Source organism: Rhodanobacter sp. Soil_C_14, assembly GCF_057657335.1.
This window is the reverse complement of sequence record NZ_JBDGIQ010000001.1, coordinates 364,477-381,222: the sequence shown is the minus strand read 5'-3', so window position 1 is coordinate 381,222 and position 16,746 is coordinate 364,477. Positions and strand designations below refer to the sequence as shown.

Here is a 16,746-nt window from a genome sequence, read left to right as displayed (position 1 = left end):
ACGACACCATGCTGTTGCAGCTGTTGCTCCCTTCCCTGCTCGCAGGGGAGGGTTGGGGAGGGGTAAGGCTTTTGATCTGGTTTTTGAGATGGAAGTCAAAAGCGTGACCCCCACCCAACCTCCCCCTGCAAGCAGGGGGAGGAGCGACGGTGCGTTCATGCGGCCTCCGCGTCACGCGCAGGCAACGTCCTTGGCGCGCAATCGCGCACCGCTTCGGCGATCGCCTTAATGTGCGCCGGCGTCGTGCCGCAACAGCCGCCGACCAGGTTCAGCAAACCATCGCGGGCGAAGCCGCCGATCACGCTGGCCATGTGTTCAGGTGTTTCGTCGTACTCGCCGAAGGCGTTCGGCAGGCCGGCGTTGGGATGGGTGCTGACGTAGCTTTCGGCGAGGTTGGCCAGGGTCTGCACGTGCGGGCGCAAGTCCTCGGCGCCCAGCGCGCAGTTGAAGCCCACCGACAGCGGGCGCGCATGGCGCACCGAGTAGTAGAACGCTTCCGCGGTCTGGCCCGAGAGCGTGCGGCCGGAGCGGTCGGTGATGGTGCCGGAGATCATCACCGGCAGGCGCGCCGCGCGCTGGTGGAACAGTTCGGCGAGGGCGAACAGCGCGGCTTTCGCATTCAGCGTGTCGAAGATCGTCTCGACCATGATCACGTCGGCACCGCCGTCGATCAGGCCATTGGCGGACTCGGTGTAGTTCGCCGCCAGTTCCTCGAAGGTGACGTTGCGGAAGCCGGGATCGTTGACGTCGGGCGACAGCGAAGCGGTGCGGCTGGTGGGGCCGAGCACGCCGATCACGAAGCGCGGCTTGTCCGGGGTCTTCGCGGTCATCGCATCGCAGGCGGCGCGGGCCAGCTTGGCGCCTTCGAGATTCAGCTCGTGCGCCAGGTGTTGCAGCTTGTAGTCAGCCTGGCTGATCCGCGTCGAATTGAAGGTGTTGGTTTCGATCAGGTCGGCGCCGGCTTCGAGATAAGCGTCGTGCACGCCGCGGATGATGTCCGGCCGGGTCAGCGTGAGCAGGTCGTTGTTGCCCTTGAGGTCGCAACTGCCGGCGTGGTCGTGCGCGTGGCCATCGTGCCCGTGTTCGAAACGTTCGCCGCGGAAGCCGCTTTCGTCCAGCTCGTGTGCCTGCAGCATGGTGCCCATGCCGCCGTCGAGGATCAGGATGCGCTGGCGCAGTGCGTGCTCCAGCAAGGCGACGCGTTCGGGGTGGAGCCAGGGGAGGGTGCTCATCGAACTTCCTTGCAGGTTCAGGCAGGCTTGCGCGCCAGCAGGCTGATCACTTCGAAATGCGGCGCCTTGCGCTCGCGGCTGAGCCGGTTGCAGCTCAGCACGTCGAGCCTGGCGGCCCGGGCGTAGCCGTCCAGCTGATCGCTGCTGAAGCCGAGGTTGCGATGGTCGAACGGTTCGACCGCCTTGCCGTGGTCGTGCTTGCCCAGGGTGACGGCGAGCAGGCGGCCGCCCGGACGCAGCAGGCGCGCGGCCTCGGCCACCGCCTTGGCGGGGTGTTCGGCGTAGGTCAACGCGTGCAGCATCAGCACCAGGTCGAAGCGCTGGTCGCCCAGCTCCAGCGCGTGCATGTCGCCCTGGATCACGCGCACGTTGGTGAAGGCCTGCAAGCGCTTCGCGGCGGCCTCGACCACGCGCTCGCTGGAATCCACGCAGACGATGGAGTGCGCATGGGGCGCCAGCAATTCCGCGGTGATGCCGTCGCCGGAGGCGATGTCCAGCACGTCGCCGGTGCCCAGCAATTGCAGCAGCGAGCGGGCCAGGGTTTCCCAGGTGCGACCGGGCGAGTAGTGGCGCTCCATGTCGCCGGCCACGGTGTCGGCCCAGCCTTCCTCGCGGGCACGGTTGGCCAGCACGCCGGGCAGGCGGGCGGCATCCTCGCGCAGCAGGGCGTCGTCGATGCTGGCGCGCAGCGAGGCGAGCAGATCATGCTGCGCCTCGTCGCCTTCGTTGTTGGCGCGGTAATAGGCGGAGACGCCGGCGCGACGATCGCGCACCAGCCCGGCTTCCTTCAGCTTGGCCAGGTGGGTCGATACGCGCGGCTGGGCCAGGTGCAGCACGGCAGCCAGTTCGGCCACGGTGAGTTCCTCGTGTTCAAGCAGGGCCAGCAGGCGGACCCGGGTGGGGTCGGCCAGCAGGCGCAGCACGCTCGAAGCGGTTGCCAGATCCATAATCATCCCTGTATCGCGATACAAAGATGTGTAGGCTAGGCCCCGTTGAGGCAAGCGTCAAGCGCCGACGCGCCGGGTGGTTGCCGCGTCGCGCGCCCCGCCACCGGCCATCCCGGCTAAAATGTCCGGCTTTCCCCGTTGCCGGAGCTTTCCCATGGATTTCAGCTTTACCGAAGACCAGTTGTCGATCCAGTCGATCGCCCGTGATTTTGCGCAGAAGCGCATCGCACCGGTGGCCGCCGAGCTCGACGCGAAGGGCGAGTTTCCGCTGGAGAACATCCGCGAGATGGGCCAGCTCGGCCTGATGGGCATCGAGGTGCCCGAGGAGTACGGCGGCGCCGGCATGGACCCGGTGGCCTACGTGCTGGCGATGATCGAGATCGCCGCGGCCGACGCGGCCACCGCGACCATCATGTCGGTGAACAACTCGCTGTTCTGCAACGGCATCCTCAAGCACGGCAACGAGGAGCAGAAGCAGAAGTACGTGCGCGCGATCGCCACCGGCGAGGCGATCGGCGCCTACGCGCTGACCGAGCCGCAGTCCGGTTCGGACGCCTCGGCGATGCACACGCGCGCCGCGAAGAACGCCAACGGCGACTGGGTGATCAACGGCAAGAAGAGCTGGATCACCTCCGGCCCGGTGGCGCGTTACATCGTGCTGTTCGCCATCAGCACGCCCGGCATCGGCGCCAAGGGTGTGTCGGCCTTCATCGTCGACACGCAGCTGCCGGGTTTCCACGCCGGCAAGAGCGAGCCCAAGCTCGGCATCCGCGCCTCGGCCACCTGCGAGATCGAATTCACCGATTACGTGTTGCCCAAGGAGAACCTGCTCGGCGAGGAGGGCAAGGGCTTCTCGATGGCGATGGGCGTACTCGACGCCGGCCGCATCGGCATCGCCTCGCAGGCGGTGGGCATCTGCCGTGCGGCGTATGAGGCCACCTTGCAGTGGTCGCGCGACCGCAAGGCTTTCGGCGCGCCGATCGGCACGTTCCAGATGACCCAGTCCAAGATCGCCGACATGAAGTGCAAGCTCGACGCGGCCACGCTGCTGACCCTGCGCGCGGCCTGGGCCAAGGGTGAGGCGGAGAAGAACGGCGGACGCTTCGGCACCGAGGCCGCGGTGGCCAAGCTGGTCGCCTCGGAGGCGGCGATGTGGATCAGCCACCAGGCGGTGCAGATCCATGGCGGCATGGGTTACTCGAAGGAAATGCCGCTGGAGCGCTACTTCCGCGATGCGAAGATCACCGAGATCTACGAAGGTACCAGCGAAATCCAGCGGATGGTGATCGCGCGGGCGGAGACGGGCCTGCGCTGAAACGCCAACGATTCAAAAAAAGGCCCGGACAGGGAAAGCCTGTCCGGGCCTTTTTTTGTCAAATTCACTTATTCCAGCGTCGCCATGTCTTTTTGCTCTCGGCGATTTCTTCCCTGAAATCCTTTTCCAACTCCTGCTTCTTTGGAAAAGGAACTAGTGATACCAGCACGGCGAAAAGGGCGACAGACACCAGCAAGGCAAGTGTGCCTGGCAAAAACTGAAACGCCAGTCGCGCCAGAGCCATCCAAAGAAATCCCGAGAAAAGACTGAACAAGCGGGACTTCCGGAGATGGCTCCATTCCTTCTTCATATCAGTGTCCGCGACGGGGATCCGAATCGAACGACTGCATGCCGTTATGGCTCGCTGTGCCAGCCGGTGTATCGCCGTCCAGCTTGTCGCCGAGCAGGCGGCGCACCACCACGTAGAACACCGGGATCAGCAAGACGCCGAGGAAGGTGGCGAACAGCATGCCGCCGATCACGCCGGTGCCGATCGCGTGACGCGCATTGGCGCCGGCACCGCTGGAAATGAACAGCGGGAACACGCCGAGGATGAAGGCCAGCGAGGTCATCAGGATCGGCCGCAGGCGCAGGCGGGCCGCGTCGACGGTGGCCTCGCGCAGGGTGCGTCCGGCTTTCTGCTCGGCCACCGCGAACTCCACGATCAGGATCGCGTTCTTGGCCGCCAGGCCGATCACCGTGATCAGGCCGATCTTGAAATAGATGTCGTCGGGCAGTCCGCGCAGCAGCGAGAACACCACCGCGCCGAGCAGGCCCAGCGGCACCACCAGCATCACCGACACCGGGATCGACCAGCTCTCGTACAACGCCGCCAGGGCCAGGAACACGATCACGATCGACAGCAGCATCAGCAGGGTGGCAGCGTTGCCGGACAGGATTTCCTGGTAGGACTGGCCGGTCCAGTCGAAGCCGAAGCCCTTGGGAAGATCGTTGTTGACGATCCGCTCCATCTCGCTCATGGCTTCGCCCGAGGCGTGCCCGGGCGCCGGAGAGCCGACGATCTCCACCGCCGAATAGCCGTTGTAGCGGGTCAGCGAGGGCGAAGACACCTGCCACTGGCTGCGCACCACAGTGGACAGCGGGATCATCTCCGGCGCGGCGCCGGCAGCACCCAGCGTGCTGGGGGTGAAGATGTGCTGCAGTGCCTCCGGACCCATGCGATAGGGTGCGTCGGCCTGCATGATCACCCGCTTGATGCGGCCGCCGTAGGTGAAGTCGTTGACGTAGACCGGCGCCAGCATCAGGCCGATCGCGTTGTAGATGTCACCGACCTGCAGGCCCATCGATTGCGCCTGCACGCGGTCCACGTCCAGGTGCAGCTGTGGCGAGTCTTCCAGTGCATTGGGGCGCACGCCGACCAGCGACTTGTCCTGGCTGGCCTTGCCCAACAGCATGTTGCGGGCCTGGGTCAGCGCCTCGCGACCGGCGCCGCTGCGGTCCTGCAGGTACATGTCGAAACCGCCGAACTGGCCCAATCCCTGCACCGTCGGAATGTTGGCCACGAAGATCCGCGCGTCGTGGATCTGCTGCATGGAGCCATTGGCACGCTGGATGAACTGGGCCGCCGTGTCGTCGCGCTTGGCCCAGTCCTTGAGCTTGATGAAGGCCATGCCGGCGTTCTCGCCCGAACCGATGAAGCTGAAGCCGGTGACCTGCAGCACGCCTTCGACGGCCGGATCCTTGTTCAGGATCTCGCGCATCTGCGTCATCACCGCCGAGGTGCGCTGCTTGGTGGCGCCCGGTGGCAGCTGGATCACCGACAGCGCGTAGCCCTGGTCCTCCTCGGGCAGGAAGCTGCCGGGCAGGCGCGTGTACAGGAAGCCGCCCAGCACGGCCAGCAGCACGAACACCAGCATCCAGCGTGGCGCGTGGCGCACGGCGCCGCCGATGTGGCCGGTATAGGTGTGCGTGGTCCAGTCGAACAGCTCGTTGAACTTGCGGAAGACGACGTTCTTCTTCTTGTGGTGTTCCGGCTGCAGGAAGCTGGCGCACAGCGCCGGCGTGAAGGACAGCGCGAGGAAGGCCGAGAAACCCATCGACACCGCGATGGTCAGCGCGAACTGCTTGTAGATGATGCCCGACGCGCCCGGCTGCAACGACGAGGGCACGAACACGGCAGCCAGCACCACGGTGATCGCCACCACCGCGCCGGTGATCTGGCCCATCGCCTTGCGCGTCGCGTCCTTAGGCGACAGACCTTCCTCGGTCATGATGCGCTCGACGTTCTCGATCACCACGATCGCGTCGTCGACCACGATGCCGATCGCCAGCACCATGCCGAACAGGGTCAGCTGGTTGATGCTGAAGCCGAGTACCAGCATGCCCAGGAAGGTGCCCAGCAGGGCCACCGGGATCACCAGGGTCGGGATGATGGTGGCGCGGATGTTCTGCAGGAACAGCAGCATCACCAGGAACACCAGGATGATCGCCTCGATCAGCGTGTGCACCACCTCGTTGATCGAGATGGTGACGAAGGCGGTGCTGTCGTACGGGCTGAACCAGGTCACGCCCTGCGGGAAGCTCGGCGCCAGCTCGTCCATCTTGCCGCGCACCGCGGTGGCCACGTTGAGCGCGTTGGCGCCGGGCAGCAGCTGGATCGCGAACGCACCGATCGGCTTGCCCTGGTACTGCGTGTCGAAACCGTAGCCGCCGGGACCGAAGCTGATCCGCGCCACGTCGCCCAGCTTGACGGTGGTGCCGTCGGGATCGGCGCGCAGGATGATGTCGGCGAACTGTTCAGGCGTAGTGAAGCGCCCCTCGGTGGACACCGTGGCAGTGAAGCCGTGGCCGGGCAGGGCCGGGTCCGCGCCCAGCGAACCGGCCGCGAACTGCACGTTCTGCGCCTTGATCGCCGCCAGCACCTGGGTGGCCGACAGGCTGTAACCGTGCAGCTTGTCCGGGTTCAGCCAGATCCGCATGGCGTATTCGGAGCCGAACTGCTGGGTGCTGCCGACGCCGGGCACGCGCGAGATCTGGTCGAGCACCTGCGAACCGACGATGTCGTTGAGACGGTCGCGGTCGATGTTCTTGTTGTCCGAGGTCAGCGCGACGACCATCAGGAAGCCGGCGTTGGCCTTGGCCACCACCACGCCCTGCTGGGTCACTTCGGACGGCAGTCGCGGCGTGGCCAGCGCCACCTTGTTCTGCACCTGCACCTGGGCGATGTCCGGGTCGGTGCCGGACTCGAAGGTCAGCGTGATGCTGGCGCGGCCGCTGGCGCTGGACGAGGAGCTGAAGTACAGCAGGTGGTCGATGCCGGTCAGTTGCTGCTCGATCACCTGGGTGACGGTTTTCTCGGTGGTCTCGGCGCTGGCGCCGGGGTAGGTCGCGCTGACCGTCACCGAGGGCGGCGCGATCGTCGGATACGACTCCACGCCCAGGTTGAGGATGGCCAGCACGCCACCCAGGGAAATCAGGATCGCCACCACCCAGGCGAAGATCGGGCGGTCAATGAAGAAACTCGGCATCGTCCGGCTCCGTTACTTGCTGCTGTGCGCGGCTGGCGGCTGGCTCGATGACGAGCTGGCGGGCTTCCACGGACTGGCCTTGGCCGGTGCACCGGCCTTCACGTTCTGGATGCCCGACACCACCACCTGGTCGCCGGCGGCGAGGCCGTCGTTGATGACCCACTTGCCGTCGACCATGTCGGCGGTGCTGACGTCCTTGCGCACGACCTTGCCGTCGGCACCGACGGTCATCACGTAGGCGCCCACGGTGTCGCGCTGCACTGCCTGTTGCGGCACCAGGAACACCTTGTGCTGCTGGCCGAGGTTCGCTTTCAGCGTCACGTACATGCCGGGCAGCAGGCTGCGTTTCGGGTTGGCCACCTTGGCACGCAGGTTGACCGAACCGGTGGACGGGTTGACCGTGGTGTCGGAGAAATCCAGCACGCCCGGCTCGGGATAGTCGCTGCCGTCGGGCAGGGTGATCTGCACGCTGGCCTTGTTCGGATCGGCCAGGGTGACGTTGCCGCTGCTCTGCGCGCGGCGCATCTGTTCCAGCGAGTCGACGCCCATGGTGAAGTTCACGTACAGCGGGTCCATCTGGTCGACGGTGGTGAGCAGGGTGGCTTCGCCGTTGCCGACCAGGGCGCCTTCGGTGACCTGCTGCTGGCCGGCGCGACCATCGATCGGCGAGGTCACGTTGGCGTAGCCCAGGTTGATGCGGGCGGTCTCGACGTTGGCGCGGGCTGCCTGCACCGCAGCGGCGGCGCTGCGTTCGGCAGCCAGCGCGTTGTCCAGGTCGGACTTCGACACATAGCCCTTCGGCGCCAGCTCGCGCACCCGTTGCGCGGTGACCTTGTTGTTGGTCCAGGTGGCCTGTGCCTGGGCCAGCGACGCCTGGGCCGCGCTCAGCGAGGCCTTCAGCGGCGCCGGATCGATCTGGAACAGCAGCTGTCCCTGCTTGACGTTGGTGCCTTCCTCATAGGTGCGCTTGAGCAGCACGCCGGCCACGCGGGCGCGGACATCGGCACTGCGATAGGCGGACAGGCGCCCGACCAGATCGCGGGTCAGCGGCGAGGTCTGCGGCTGGACCTTGATCACGCCCACGTCGGGGGGCGGCATCTGCGGCGGACCCTGTTCCTTGCCCTTGCCGCAGGCGGTCAACGCCAGCAGGCCCAGGCACAACAATGGCGTGCGCAACAACGAGGAATTCATGGAAGCTCCAGAACTGGCTTGTACGGGGAGGGGGTGTCGACGCGCTCTGCGATGTCGTCAGAAACGGAATACCGCATCTTGCGTCACATGTCCTGTGTCAAAGGTTGCGGACGTGTCGGCCCGCGTTTCAAACCCGCCGACACGACGGGAAGCGCCATGCGAAGCGCTTTGCCAACAAGACTATACCGGTGAGTTTACATTTTATCCGGGCCGCGAATCCAGTCATTGACAGTCGTTTCAAACTGTGGACAGCGCAGTGGGGTTCACCACCGCGCTCATGTACGAACGAGAGTCGCGTGCGGCAGTGGCCGCGATGTTGACTGGTGGCATGTGCATCGTGTGTATCGACAGGCGCATTGTTCCGCTGTGCCGCGCCAGCTGTACCAGGGCTGACGACGAGCCTCGAACATGCGCCGCAGCATGGTCGGGCGGGCGCTGCGTGGGTGGATTCGCCCGGGTGCGCGGCGTATCCTTCCAAGGCTTTTTACCCGTGTTACCCACCATCGTCTCCACTGAACAGTAGATGCCATGAATGCGACCCATGCGGCGAACGATCCTTCCCTTCCGTCAGTAGTGCTTGCAGAGCTGAAAATGGGCGGTTTCTCGCCCGAACGCCTCGGTGAGGCGCAGGTTTTCTGCGAGGCTTTCTTTGCACGAGTGGGGGGCGGCGACGCGCATCTGCACACGCCCGTTCAATGGGCCGCACTGGTCGGCAGCCTGCTGGAGTTCATGCAGCAGCGGCAACGTGGCAGCGCCAGCGTGCGCGTGCTCAATCCCGTGGACGCGAATTCGGGCCGCAGCATGTTGCAGATCGTCACCGACGACATGCCGTTTCTGGTCGACACGGTCAGCATGATCGTCTCGGCGAAGTTGCAGATCCACGCCGTGATCCATCCCGTGCTGAAGGTGACCCGCGATGCCGCGGGCAAGCTGCTGTCGCTGGGCGACGCGGCCGGCGAGGGCGAGTCGCTGATGCATTTCGAGATCGACCGGGTCGCCGATGCCGCCGAACAGGAGCAGCTGACCGCCCACGTCGAGGCCGCCCTGGATGACGTGCGCGCCGCGGTCAGCGACTGGTCGGCGATGCGCGACAAGGCGCTGGCGATCGCCAACGAGCTGCCGCAGCGCAAGCTGCCGATCGATGCCGCCTCGGTGCAGGAGGCCAGCGAGTTCATGAACTGGATCGCGGCCGACAACTTCACCTTCCTGGGTTACCGCGAGTACGAGGTGGCCGACGCCGAAGGCGATCGCGTGCTGCGTGCCATCGATGCGTCCGGCCTGGGCATCCTGCGCGCCAACGAGCGCTCGATGGCGCCCCGCTCGCTGCGCACGCTGGCGGCCAGCGAGTTGCCGCAGTCCGGTTCCACCGATGCGATCATCCTGACCAAGACCAATGCCCGTTCGCACGTGCATCGCGCCGGCTACATGGATTACATCGGCGTGCTGCAGTTCGGTGCCGACGGTCGCGCCGTGGCCGAGCAGCGCTTCCTGGGCCTGTTCTCCTCCAATGCCTACATGGCCCGCCCGCAGGACGTGCCGCTGGTGCGGCACAAGGTCGAGGCGGTGCTGGCGCGTTCGGGCCTCAAGCGCGATTCGTACTCGGGCAAGTCGCTGCGCCACATCCTCGAAACGCTGCCGCGCGAGGAACTGCTGCAGGGCACCGAGGACGAGCTGTTCGCCACCGCGATGGGCATCCTGGAGCTGCGCCAGCGCGCGCATACGCGCCTGTTCATGCGTCGCGACCGCTACGGCCGCTTCTTCACCTGCATGGTGTTCGTGCCGCGTGACCGCTTCAACACCTCGGTGCGTGAACGCATCGAGGCGCTGCTGGGTTCGGCGCTGCACGCCGAGCAGATCGATTCGTCGGTGCTGATGGGCGAGGCCGCCCTGGCGCGCCTGCACATCGTGCTGCGGCCGAAGATCGGCGACCAGCCGAACTACGATCTCGCCGAACTGGAAAACGGCGTCGCCGGGATCGTGCGCAACTGGCACGACGAGGTGCGCGATGCGCTGGTGGCCCAGCGCGGCGAACACGAGGGCGTGGTGCTGGCCAACCGCTACGCGCGCTCGCTGCCCGCCGGTTACGTCGAGGACGTGAGCCCGGCCGTGGCCGCCGCGGACGTGCACCAGCTGTCCCTGCTGCAGGGCGACAACGCGTTGCGCATGTCGTTCTACCACCCGCCCGAGGAACCCGAGACGCTGCGCTTCAAGGTCTACCGCTCCGGTGGCGACATCGCGCTTTCCGAAGTGCTGCCGCAGCTGGAGAACCTCGGCCTGCGCGTGTTGACCGAGCATGTCTACGACATCACCGGTGAGGCTTCGCTGTCGATCCAGGACTTCGAAGTGCAGCCGGTCGGCAAGCTCACCTTCGGGGTGGAGCAGGTCGGTGCGCTGTTCGAGGATGCCTTCGAGCAGATCTGGCGCGGCCACGCCGAGAACGACGGCTTCAACCGGCTGGTGCTGGGCGCCAAGCTGAGCTGGCGGCAGGTGGCGATGCTGCGCGGTTACTGCAAGTACCTGTTGCAGACCGGCGCCACGTTCTCGCAGTCGTACATGGAGGAAACCCTCAATCGCTATCCGGCGATCGCCGGCCTGCTGGTCGAGCTGTTCCTGGCCAAGTTCGATCCGCGCCGCGAGGCGCTGTCCGCCGACGAATTGAAGGCCGCCGGTGCGACCCTGGCCGCCGAGATGCACGCGCTGATTCCGGCCAACGTGCAGGCTGCCCAGCCGGGCCTGATCGACGGCCTGGGCGCGGTGCTGTCGAAGCCGCGCGCCGACCAGGTGGCGATGGTCGAAAGCGCCATCCACGTGCTGCTGGAGAACGTCGCCAGCCTCGACGAAGACCGCATCCTGCGCAGCTTCGTCAACCTGATCCGTGCCACCTTGCGCACCAGCTTCTTCCAGCAATGGGAGGGCGCTTACCGCGACTACATCAGCTACAAGATTGATTCGCACAAGGTGCCCGAGCTGCCCAAGCCGGTGCCGTATCGCGAGATCTGGGTGTGCGCGCCGCGTGTCGAGGGCATCCACCTGCGCTTCGGCGCGGTGGCCCGCGGCGGCCTGCGCTGGTCGGATCGTCGCGAGGATTTCCGCACCGAGGTGCTGGGCCTGGTCAAGGCACAGATGGTGAAGAACACGGTGATCGTGCCGGTCGGCTCCAAGGGCGGCTTCTTCGTCAAGAAGGCACCGGTGGGCGGCGACCGCGACGCGCAGCTGGCCGAGGGCATTGCCTGCTACAAGCTGTTCATCAACGGCCTGCTCGACATCACCGACAACCTGATCGAAGGCAAGGTGGTCAATCCGCATGACGTGGTGCGCCACGACGCGGACGACCCCTACCTGGTGGTGGCCGCCGACAAGGGCACGGCGACCTTCTCCGACATCGCCAATGCGATCTCGATCGAGCACGACTACTGGCTGGGCGACGCGTTCGCCTCCGGCGGTTCGCACGGTTACGACCACAAGGGCATGGGCATCACCGCCAAGGGCGCGTGGGAATCGGTCAAGCGCCACTTCCGCTCGCTCGGCCGCGACAGCCAGACGCAGGACTTCACCTGCGTCGGCATCGGCGACATGTCCGGCGACGTGTTCGGCAACGGCATGCTGCTGTCCGAGCACATCCGCCTGCTGGCCGCGTTCGACCATCGCCACGTGTTCCTCGACCCGAACCCGGACGCGGCGCGCACCTTCGTCGAGCGCCAGCGCCTGTTCAAGGTGCCGCGCTCAAGCTGGGACGACTACGACAAGTCGCTGATCTCCGCCGGTGGCGGCGTGTATCCGCGCAGCGCCAAGTCGATCCCGATCTCGCTCGAAGTACGCACGGCGCTGGGCCTGAAGCCCGACGTCGAGCAGATGGCGCCCAGCGACCTGCTCAGCGCGATCCTGAAGGCGCCGGTCGACCTGCTGTGGAACGGCGGCATCGGCACCTACGTGAAGTCGTCCGCCGAGACGCATGCCGACGTGGGCGACCGCGCCAACAACGCACTGCGCGTCAACGGTGGCGACCTGCGCTGCAAGATCGTGGGCGAGGGCGGCAACCTCGGCTTCACCCAGAAGGGCCGCATCGAGGCGGCGCAGAAGGGCGTGCTGCTGAACACCGACTTCATCGACAACTCGGCCGGCGTGGACACCTCCGACCACGAGGTGAACATCAAGATCCTGCTGAACGATGCGGTGCAGCGTGGCGAACTGAGCTTCGATGCGCGCAACACCCAGCTCGCCGCGATGACCGACGAGGTGGGTGAGCTGGTGCTGTGGGACAACTACCGGCAGAACCAGGCGATCACCCTGATGGAACACCAGTCGGTGGGCCGCATCGGTTCGATGGCGCACTTCATCCGCACGCTGGAAGCCGAAGGCACGCTCGATCGCCAGGTCGAGAACCTGCCCTCCGAAGCCGAGCTGACCGAACGCAAGAGCCGCGGCATCGGCATGACCCGGCCGGAACTGGCGGTGCTGCTGTCGTACGACAAGCTGCGCCTGTTCCAGCAGCTGCTCGACTCCGACGTGCCGGAAGATCCGTACCTGTCGAAAGAACTGGTGCGCTACTTCCCGCTGCCGCTGCACGACAAGTACGCCGAGCACATGCAGCGCCACCGCCTGAAGCGCGAGATCATCGCCACCTCGGTGACCAACTCGACGATCAACCGCATGGGCGCCACCTTCATGATGCGCATGCAGGAAGACACCGGCCAGGGTCCGGCGGCCATCGCCAAGGCATACACCGCCGCGCGCGAGATTCTCGACGCGCGCGCATTGTGGGCGCAGATCGAGGCGCTCGACACCAAGGTGGCCGAAGACACCCAGATCGACGCGATCAAGCAGATCTGGTCGCTGCTGCGGCACATGACGCGCTGGCTGCTCAACCGCCCGGGTGGTTCGCTGGACATCGCGGCCAACGTGGAGCGCTACCAGTCGGTGGTGTCGAACCTGCGCAATGCCTTGCCGCAGGTGCTGACGCCGACCGGCCAGGGTGACTTCGCCTGCAACCGCGAAAAATGGGAAGGCCTGGGCCTGCCCGCCGACCTGGCGCTGCGCCTGGCCCGCATGCCGGTGCTGCGTGCCGCGCTGGACATGGTCGAGGTGGCCCAGCAGAGCGGCCAGCCGGTGGACAAGGTGGCCGGCGTGTTCTATGAGCTGGGCCAGGCGCTGGACCTGGAGTGGTTGCGCGACCAGATCGAGGCCTTGCCGGTGGAGGGTCACTGGCATGCGCAGGCACGCGGCTCGCTGCTGGACGAACTCAACCACCAGCACCGCGCGCTGGCCTTGCAGGTGTTGAACCTCAGCGGCGCCAGCAAGGACGTTTCGCCGGTGCAGGCATGGCTGCAGCGCGACGACGCCACCCTGAAGTACACCCGCAGCATGCTGGCGGAAATCCTCACCCAGAACGCGGACTACCCGATCGCCTCGGTGGCGGTGCGGCGGTTGGCGCAGCTGGCGCAGGTGCCGGTTTGATGCGGTAGTGCCGAGGGTTCGGCGCGGCGCGGACCCCACCCCTTCCCTCCCTTGCTAGCAGGGGAGGGTGTCCCGGCACGATCCAGCTTCGCCTCTGTTTGGCTTTGCCCCTCCCCCTGCTTGCCCCAAAGGGACTTCCTTCGGTCGCAGGGGGAGGTTGGGAGGGGGGCTCTTTGCGGAGAGTCACGAACTAGCCGCTCTGTCGTACTCTTGGGCTCTTTCCGCCACGTCGGGGTTTTCATGCGCCTAGCTTTCGTTGCCAGTGATGCCGGCGTCGCGCAGCAGGCGCGGCGCAAGCTGGTGGAGCGTTATGGCGACGTGCCGCCGGAGCAGGCCGAGCTGATCGTGGCGCTGGGTGGCGACGGTTTCATGCTGCGCACGCTGCATGACTGGCGCGAACTGGAAGTGCCGGTATACGGCATGAAGCTGGGTCGGGTCGGTTTCCTGATGAACAAGCACAAGCTCGATGGCCTGCCCGAGCGGATCGCCCGTGCCCACACGGCATCGCTGTTCCCACTGCAGATGCAGGTCACCGACGGCGCCGGCAACGAACATGCGGCGCTGGCTTTCAATGAAGTCTCGCTGCTGCGCCAGAGCAATCAGGCGGCACACCTGGAAGTGCAGCTCAACGACATCGTCAAGCTGCCGAACCTGATCTGCGACGGCATCATGGTGGCCACGCCGGCCGGTTCCACCGCCTACAACCTCTCGGCGCACGGCCCGATCCTGCCGCTGGATGCCAACGTGCTGGCGCTCACCCCGATCAGTCCGTTCCGCCCGCGTCGCTGGCGCGGCGCTATCCTTCCTCACCGCACCGCGGTCGTTCTGCGCGTGCTCGATCCGGGCAAGCGACCCGTCAGCGCCACCGCGGACTTCCACGAAGTGCGCGACGTGCGCACGGTGTCCATCAAGCAATCCGGAGGGCAGGGCGTGCGGCTGCTGTTCGATCCCGAGCACAACCTGGAACAACGCATCCTGGATGAGCAGTTCGCCGCTGAATAGGAGTGAGTGGAGAGGAGTGAGGAGTGAGGAGTGAGAGAAGGCAAAAGCACAGACCTCGGCTCTCTCTCACTTCTCTTCACTCACTCCTCGCTCCTCGCCGATGCAGTAGATTCGCGTCATGACCCAGCCAACCATCCATGCTCCCGATTCGCCCGTCGACAACCGGCTCGTCGTGGCCATTTCCTCGCGCGCGCTGTTCGACCTTGGCGACAGCCATGCGCTGTTCGAGCGTGATGGCCTGGACGCCTACCGCGCATTCCAGATCGATCACGAGAACGAGATCCTGCAGCCCGGCGTGGCGTTTCCGCTGGTGCAGAAGCTGCTCGGCCTCAACAAGCTTGCCGGCGACGTGCCGCCGGTCGAGGTGATCCTGCTGTCGCGCAACTCCGGCGACACCGGTTTGCGCATCTTCAACGCGATCCAGCACTACGGCCTGGAAATCAGCCGTGCCGCGTTCACCAGTGGCGCGCCCACCTCCGACTACATCGCGCCGTTCAAGGCCGATCTGTTCCTTTCCGCCAACGCCGAGGACGTCGGTCGCGCGCTCGCCGCCGGGGTGGCTGCGGCCACGATCCTGCCCAGCACCGCGCCGCCGCGGGCCAGCGAACAACTGCGCATCGCTTTCGATGGCGATGCCGTGCTGTTCGGCGACGAGGGCGAGCGGGTGTCACGCGAGGAAGGTCTGGAAGCCTTCCATCGCAGCGAGACCGAACACGCCGCCGAGCCGCTGTCGGTGGGCCCGTTCCGCGGTTTCCTCACCGCGCTGCATCGCCTGCAGGCCGCGTTTCCGGCCGAAAACTCGCCGATCCGCACCGCCCTGGTCACCGCGCGCTCCGCGCCCGCGCACAAGCGGGTGATCCTCACCTTGCGGCGCTGGGGTGTGCGCATCGACGAGGCGCTGTTCCTCGGCGGCCGCGACAAGGGGCCGTTCCTCGACGCATTCGGTGCCGACATCTTCTTCGACGACTCGCCGGCCAACGTGGAATCCGCGCGCCGGCACGTGGCGACCGGCCACGTGCCGCACGGCGTGAGCAATCGCTGATCGGGTTCGGTACGGAAAGGCTTCCGTCGGCACGAAGCGTCTCGTTTCAGTGAACGTAATTGATCGCGATGGCCGGCGTGATCGTGGTCGTCGTGCGATGGCCGGTAATCACCCGCGTGCCGAACAGCACGCCCAGGTTGGCGCTCCAGCTGTACTCGATCGCCGGCGCAAAGCCGAACGCTTCGCTGGTCCCCGAGTTTCGATGGATGCGCGCATCGCCGTAGCCGGGCAGCATCACGCCGTTCACGCTGCTGCCGTGACTGCGGCGATAGGTGACGTCCAGTGCCAACACCCAGCGTCGGCTCAGGCTGTATTCCCAGGCGGCGTTGACGAAGAACGAGTTGCCAGGCCGGGCGTTGCCGCGAAAGCCCTGCGCCGTGCCATAGACGCTTGCGTCCTCGACGTGTGCATGGCCGGAAACGGACTGCGCAACGTTGAGGCGCATGCGCAGGATGCGGCCGTTCGCAAGCCAGAAGTAAGTCTGCGTGTTGAGCTGCAAGGTCGTGGTATCGGCTCCGCTGCCGAGGCCATCGCCAGGCCGGTCGCCCAGCCGGTCATGCTTTCCGCTCGGCAGCGTCTGTTGCAATTGCAGCGAGATCGTCGGCAGGGAACTGCCTTCGTGGAATTCGGTGAGCCGGTATTGCGCCTGTACGCTCACGTCGCCCATTCGGACGCCCGAACTGTCGCCCGGGCCATCCAGCCGGGTGTAGCCCAGCACGGGAACCAGGCCCACCGTCAGCCGATCGGTGAGCCCATAGAGCATGTACGTCAGCGAGCCGAAACCATCCGAGTGGGGCGAGGACACGTCGTAGACATAGGGCTCGATCAGGTAATGGCCACGCGGCAGGGTTGCGGCCGAGTTCGCCAGCATCGGGCCGGTCCACCAGGCGTCGTCCAGCGACTGTCGCGCAGGGGGCGAGGGCTGGGCTTCGGAGGGCGCAGCCGGGTTTGCCGCGGCCTGGCCCCACGCGGCCGGCGACAGCATGATGCCGACGAGCACGCGGGACAGGGTGAAACATCGTCGTCGCGGCGATGGGGTTCTTGCCGACTTCATCTTCAAGGCGCTCCGCTTTGC

The 16,746-nt window shown here is 66.2% G+C and carries 10 protein-coding genes; 4 read left to right on the top strand and 6 right to left on the bottom strand.

From position 1 onward, the window contains the following. Positions 1 to 155: 155 nt before the first annotated feature. Together AC3A56_RS01745 and AC3A56_RS01740 are read right to left on the bottom strand one after the other, a co-directional pair. Positions 156 to 1,232, bottom strand: coding sequence for a homocysteine S-methyltransferase family protein (locus tag AC3A56_RS01745; protein WP_487769143.1), 1,077 nt, complete (start codon positions 1,230 to 1,232; stop codon positions 156 to 158). A 17-nt stretch (positions 1,233 to 1,249) separates the two neighbouring features. Beyond that, the gene (locus tag AC3A56_RS01740) at positions 1,250 to 2,179 is read right to left on the bottom strand and encodes an ArsR/SmtB family transcription factor (RefSeq protein ID WP_487769142.1); all 930 of its coding nucleotides are present in this window, start codon (positions 2,177 to 2,179) and stop codon (positions 1,250 to 1,252) included. A 154-nt stretch (positions 2,180 to 2,333) separates the two neighbouring features. Here AC3A56_RS01740 and AC3A56_RS01735 point away from each other — a divergent pair, with 154 nt between their 5' ends. Continuing rightward, positions 2,334 to 3,494 carry an acyl-CoA dehydrogenase family protein gene (locus AC3A56_RS01735; protein WP_056718663.1) on the top strand — a complete coding sequence of 387 codons (1,161 nt, stop codon included), beginning with the start codon at positions 2,334 to 2,336 and terminating at the stop codon, positions 3,492 to 3,494. A gap of 64 nt (positions 3,495 to 3,558) precedes the next feature. Here AC3A56_RS01735 and AC3A56_RS01730 read toward each other — a convergent pair whose 3' ends face one another. The 3 genes from AC3A56_RS01730 to AC3A56_RS01720 are packed head-to-tail and all read right to left on the bottom strand — an operon-like array spanning position 3,559 to position 8,173. After that, positions 3,559 to 3,804 (bottom strand): hypothetical protein, encoded by a 246-nt coding sequence (locus tag AC3A56_RS01730; RefSeq protein ID WP_056718664.1) that lies wholly within the window; start codon positions 3,802 to 3,804, stop codon positions 3,559 to 3,561. A 1-nt stretch (position 3,805) separates the two neighbouring features. Further along, positions 3,806 to 6,982 (bottom strand): multidrug efflux RND transporter permease subunit, encoded by a 3,177-nt coding sequence (locus AC3A56_RS01725; protein WP_487769141.1) that lies wholly within the window; start codon positions 6,980 to 6,982, stop codon positions 3,806 to 3,808. Positions 6,983 to 6,994: 12 nt separating this feature from the next. After that, positions 6,995 to 8,173, bottom strand: a complete 1,179-nt coding sequence (locus AC3A56_RS01720) for an efflux RND transporter periplasmic adaptor subunit (RefSeq protein ID WP_487769140.1) — start codon at positions 8,171 to 8,173, stop codon at positions 6,995 to 6,997. A 528-nt stretch (positions 8,174 to 8,701) separates the two neighbouring features. Between AC3A56_RS01720 and AC3A56_RS01715 the strand changes: the two genes are divergently transcribed. From AC3A56_RS01715 to AC3A56_RS01705, 3 genes are all read left to right on the top strand, one after another. Then, complete coding sequence (locus tag AC3A56_RS01715; protein ID WP_487769139.1) at positions 8,702 to 13,627, top strand: NAD-glutamate dehydrogenase; 4,926 nt, start codon at positions 8,702 to 8,704, stop codon at positions 13,625 to 13,627. A gap of 240 nt (positions 13,628 to 13,867) precedes the next feature. Beyond that, the gene (locus AC3A56_RS01710) at positions 13,868 to 14,629 is read left to right on the top strand and encodes an NAD kinase (protein WP_056718668.1); all 762 of its coding nucleotides are present in this window, start codon (positions 13,868 to 13,870) and stop codon (positions 14,627 to 14,629) included. Between the two features lie 118 nt (positions 14,630 to 14,747). Next, complete coding sequence (locus tag AC3A56_RS01705; RefSeq protein WP_056718669.1) at positions 14,748 to 15,671, top strand: 5'-nucleotidase; 924 nt, start codon at positions 14,748 to 14,750, stop codon at positions 15,669 to 15,671. 46 nt (positions 15,672 to 15,717) lie between these two features. Here AC3A56_RS01705 and AC3A56_RS01700 read toward each other — a convergent pair whose 3' ends face one another. Further along, complete coding sequence (locus AC3A56_RS01700; RefSeq protein ID WP_487769138.1) at positions 15,718 to 16,725, bottom strand: transporter; 1,008 nt, start codon at positions 16,723 to 16,725, stop codon at positions 15,718 to 15,720. Positions 16,726 to 16,746 lie beyond the last annotated feature (21 nt).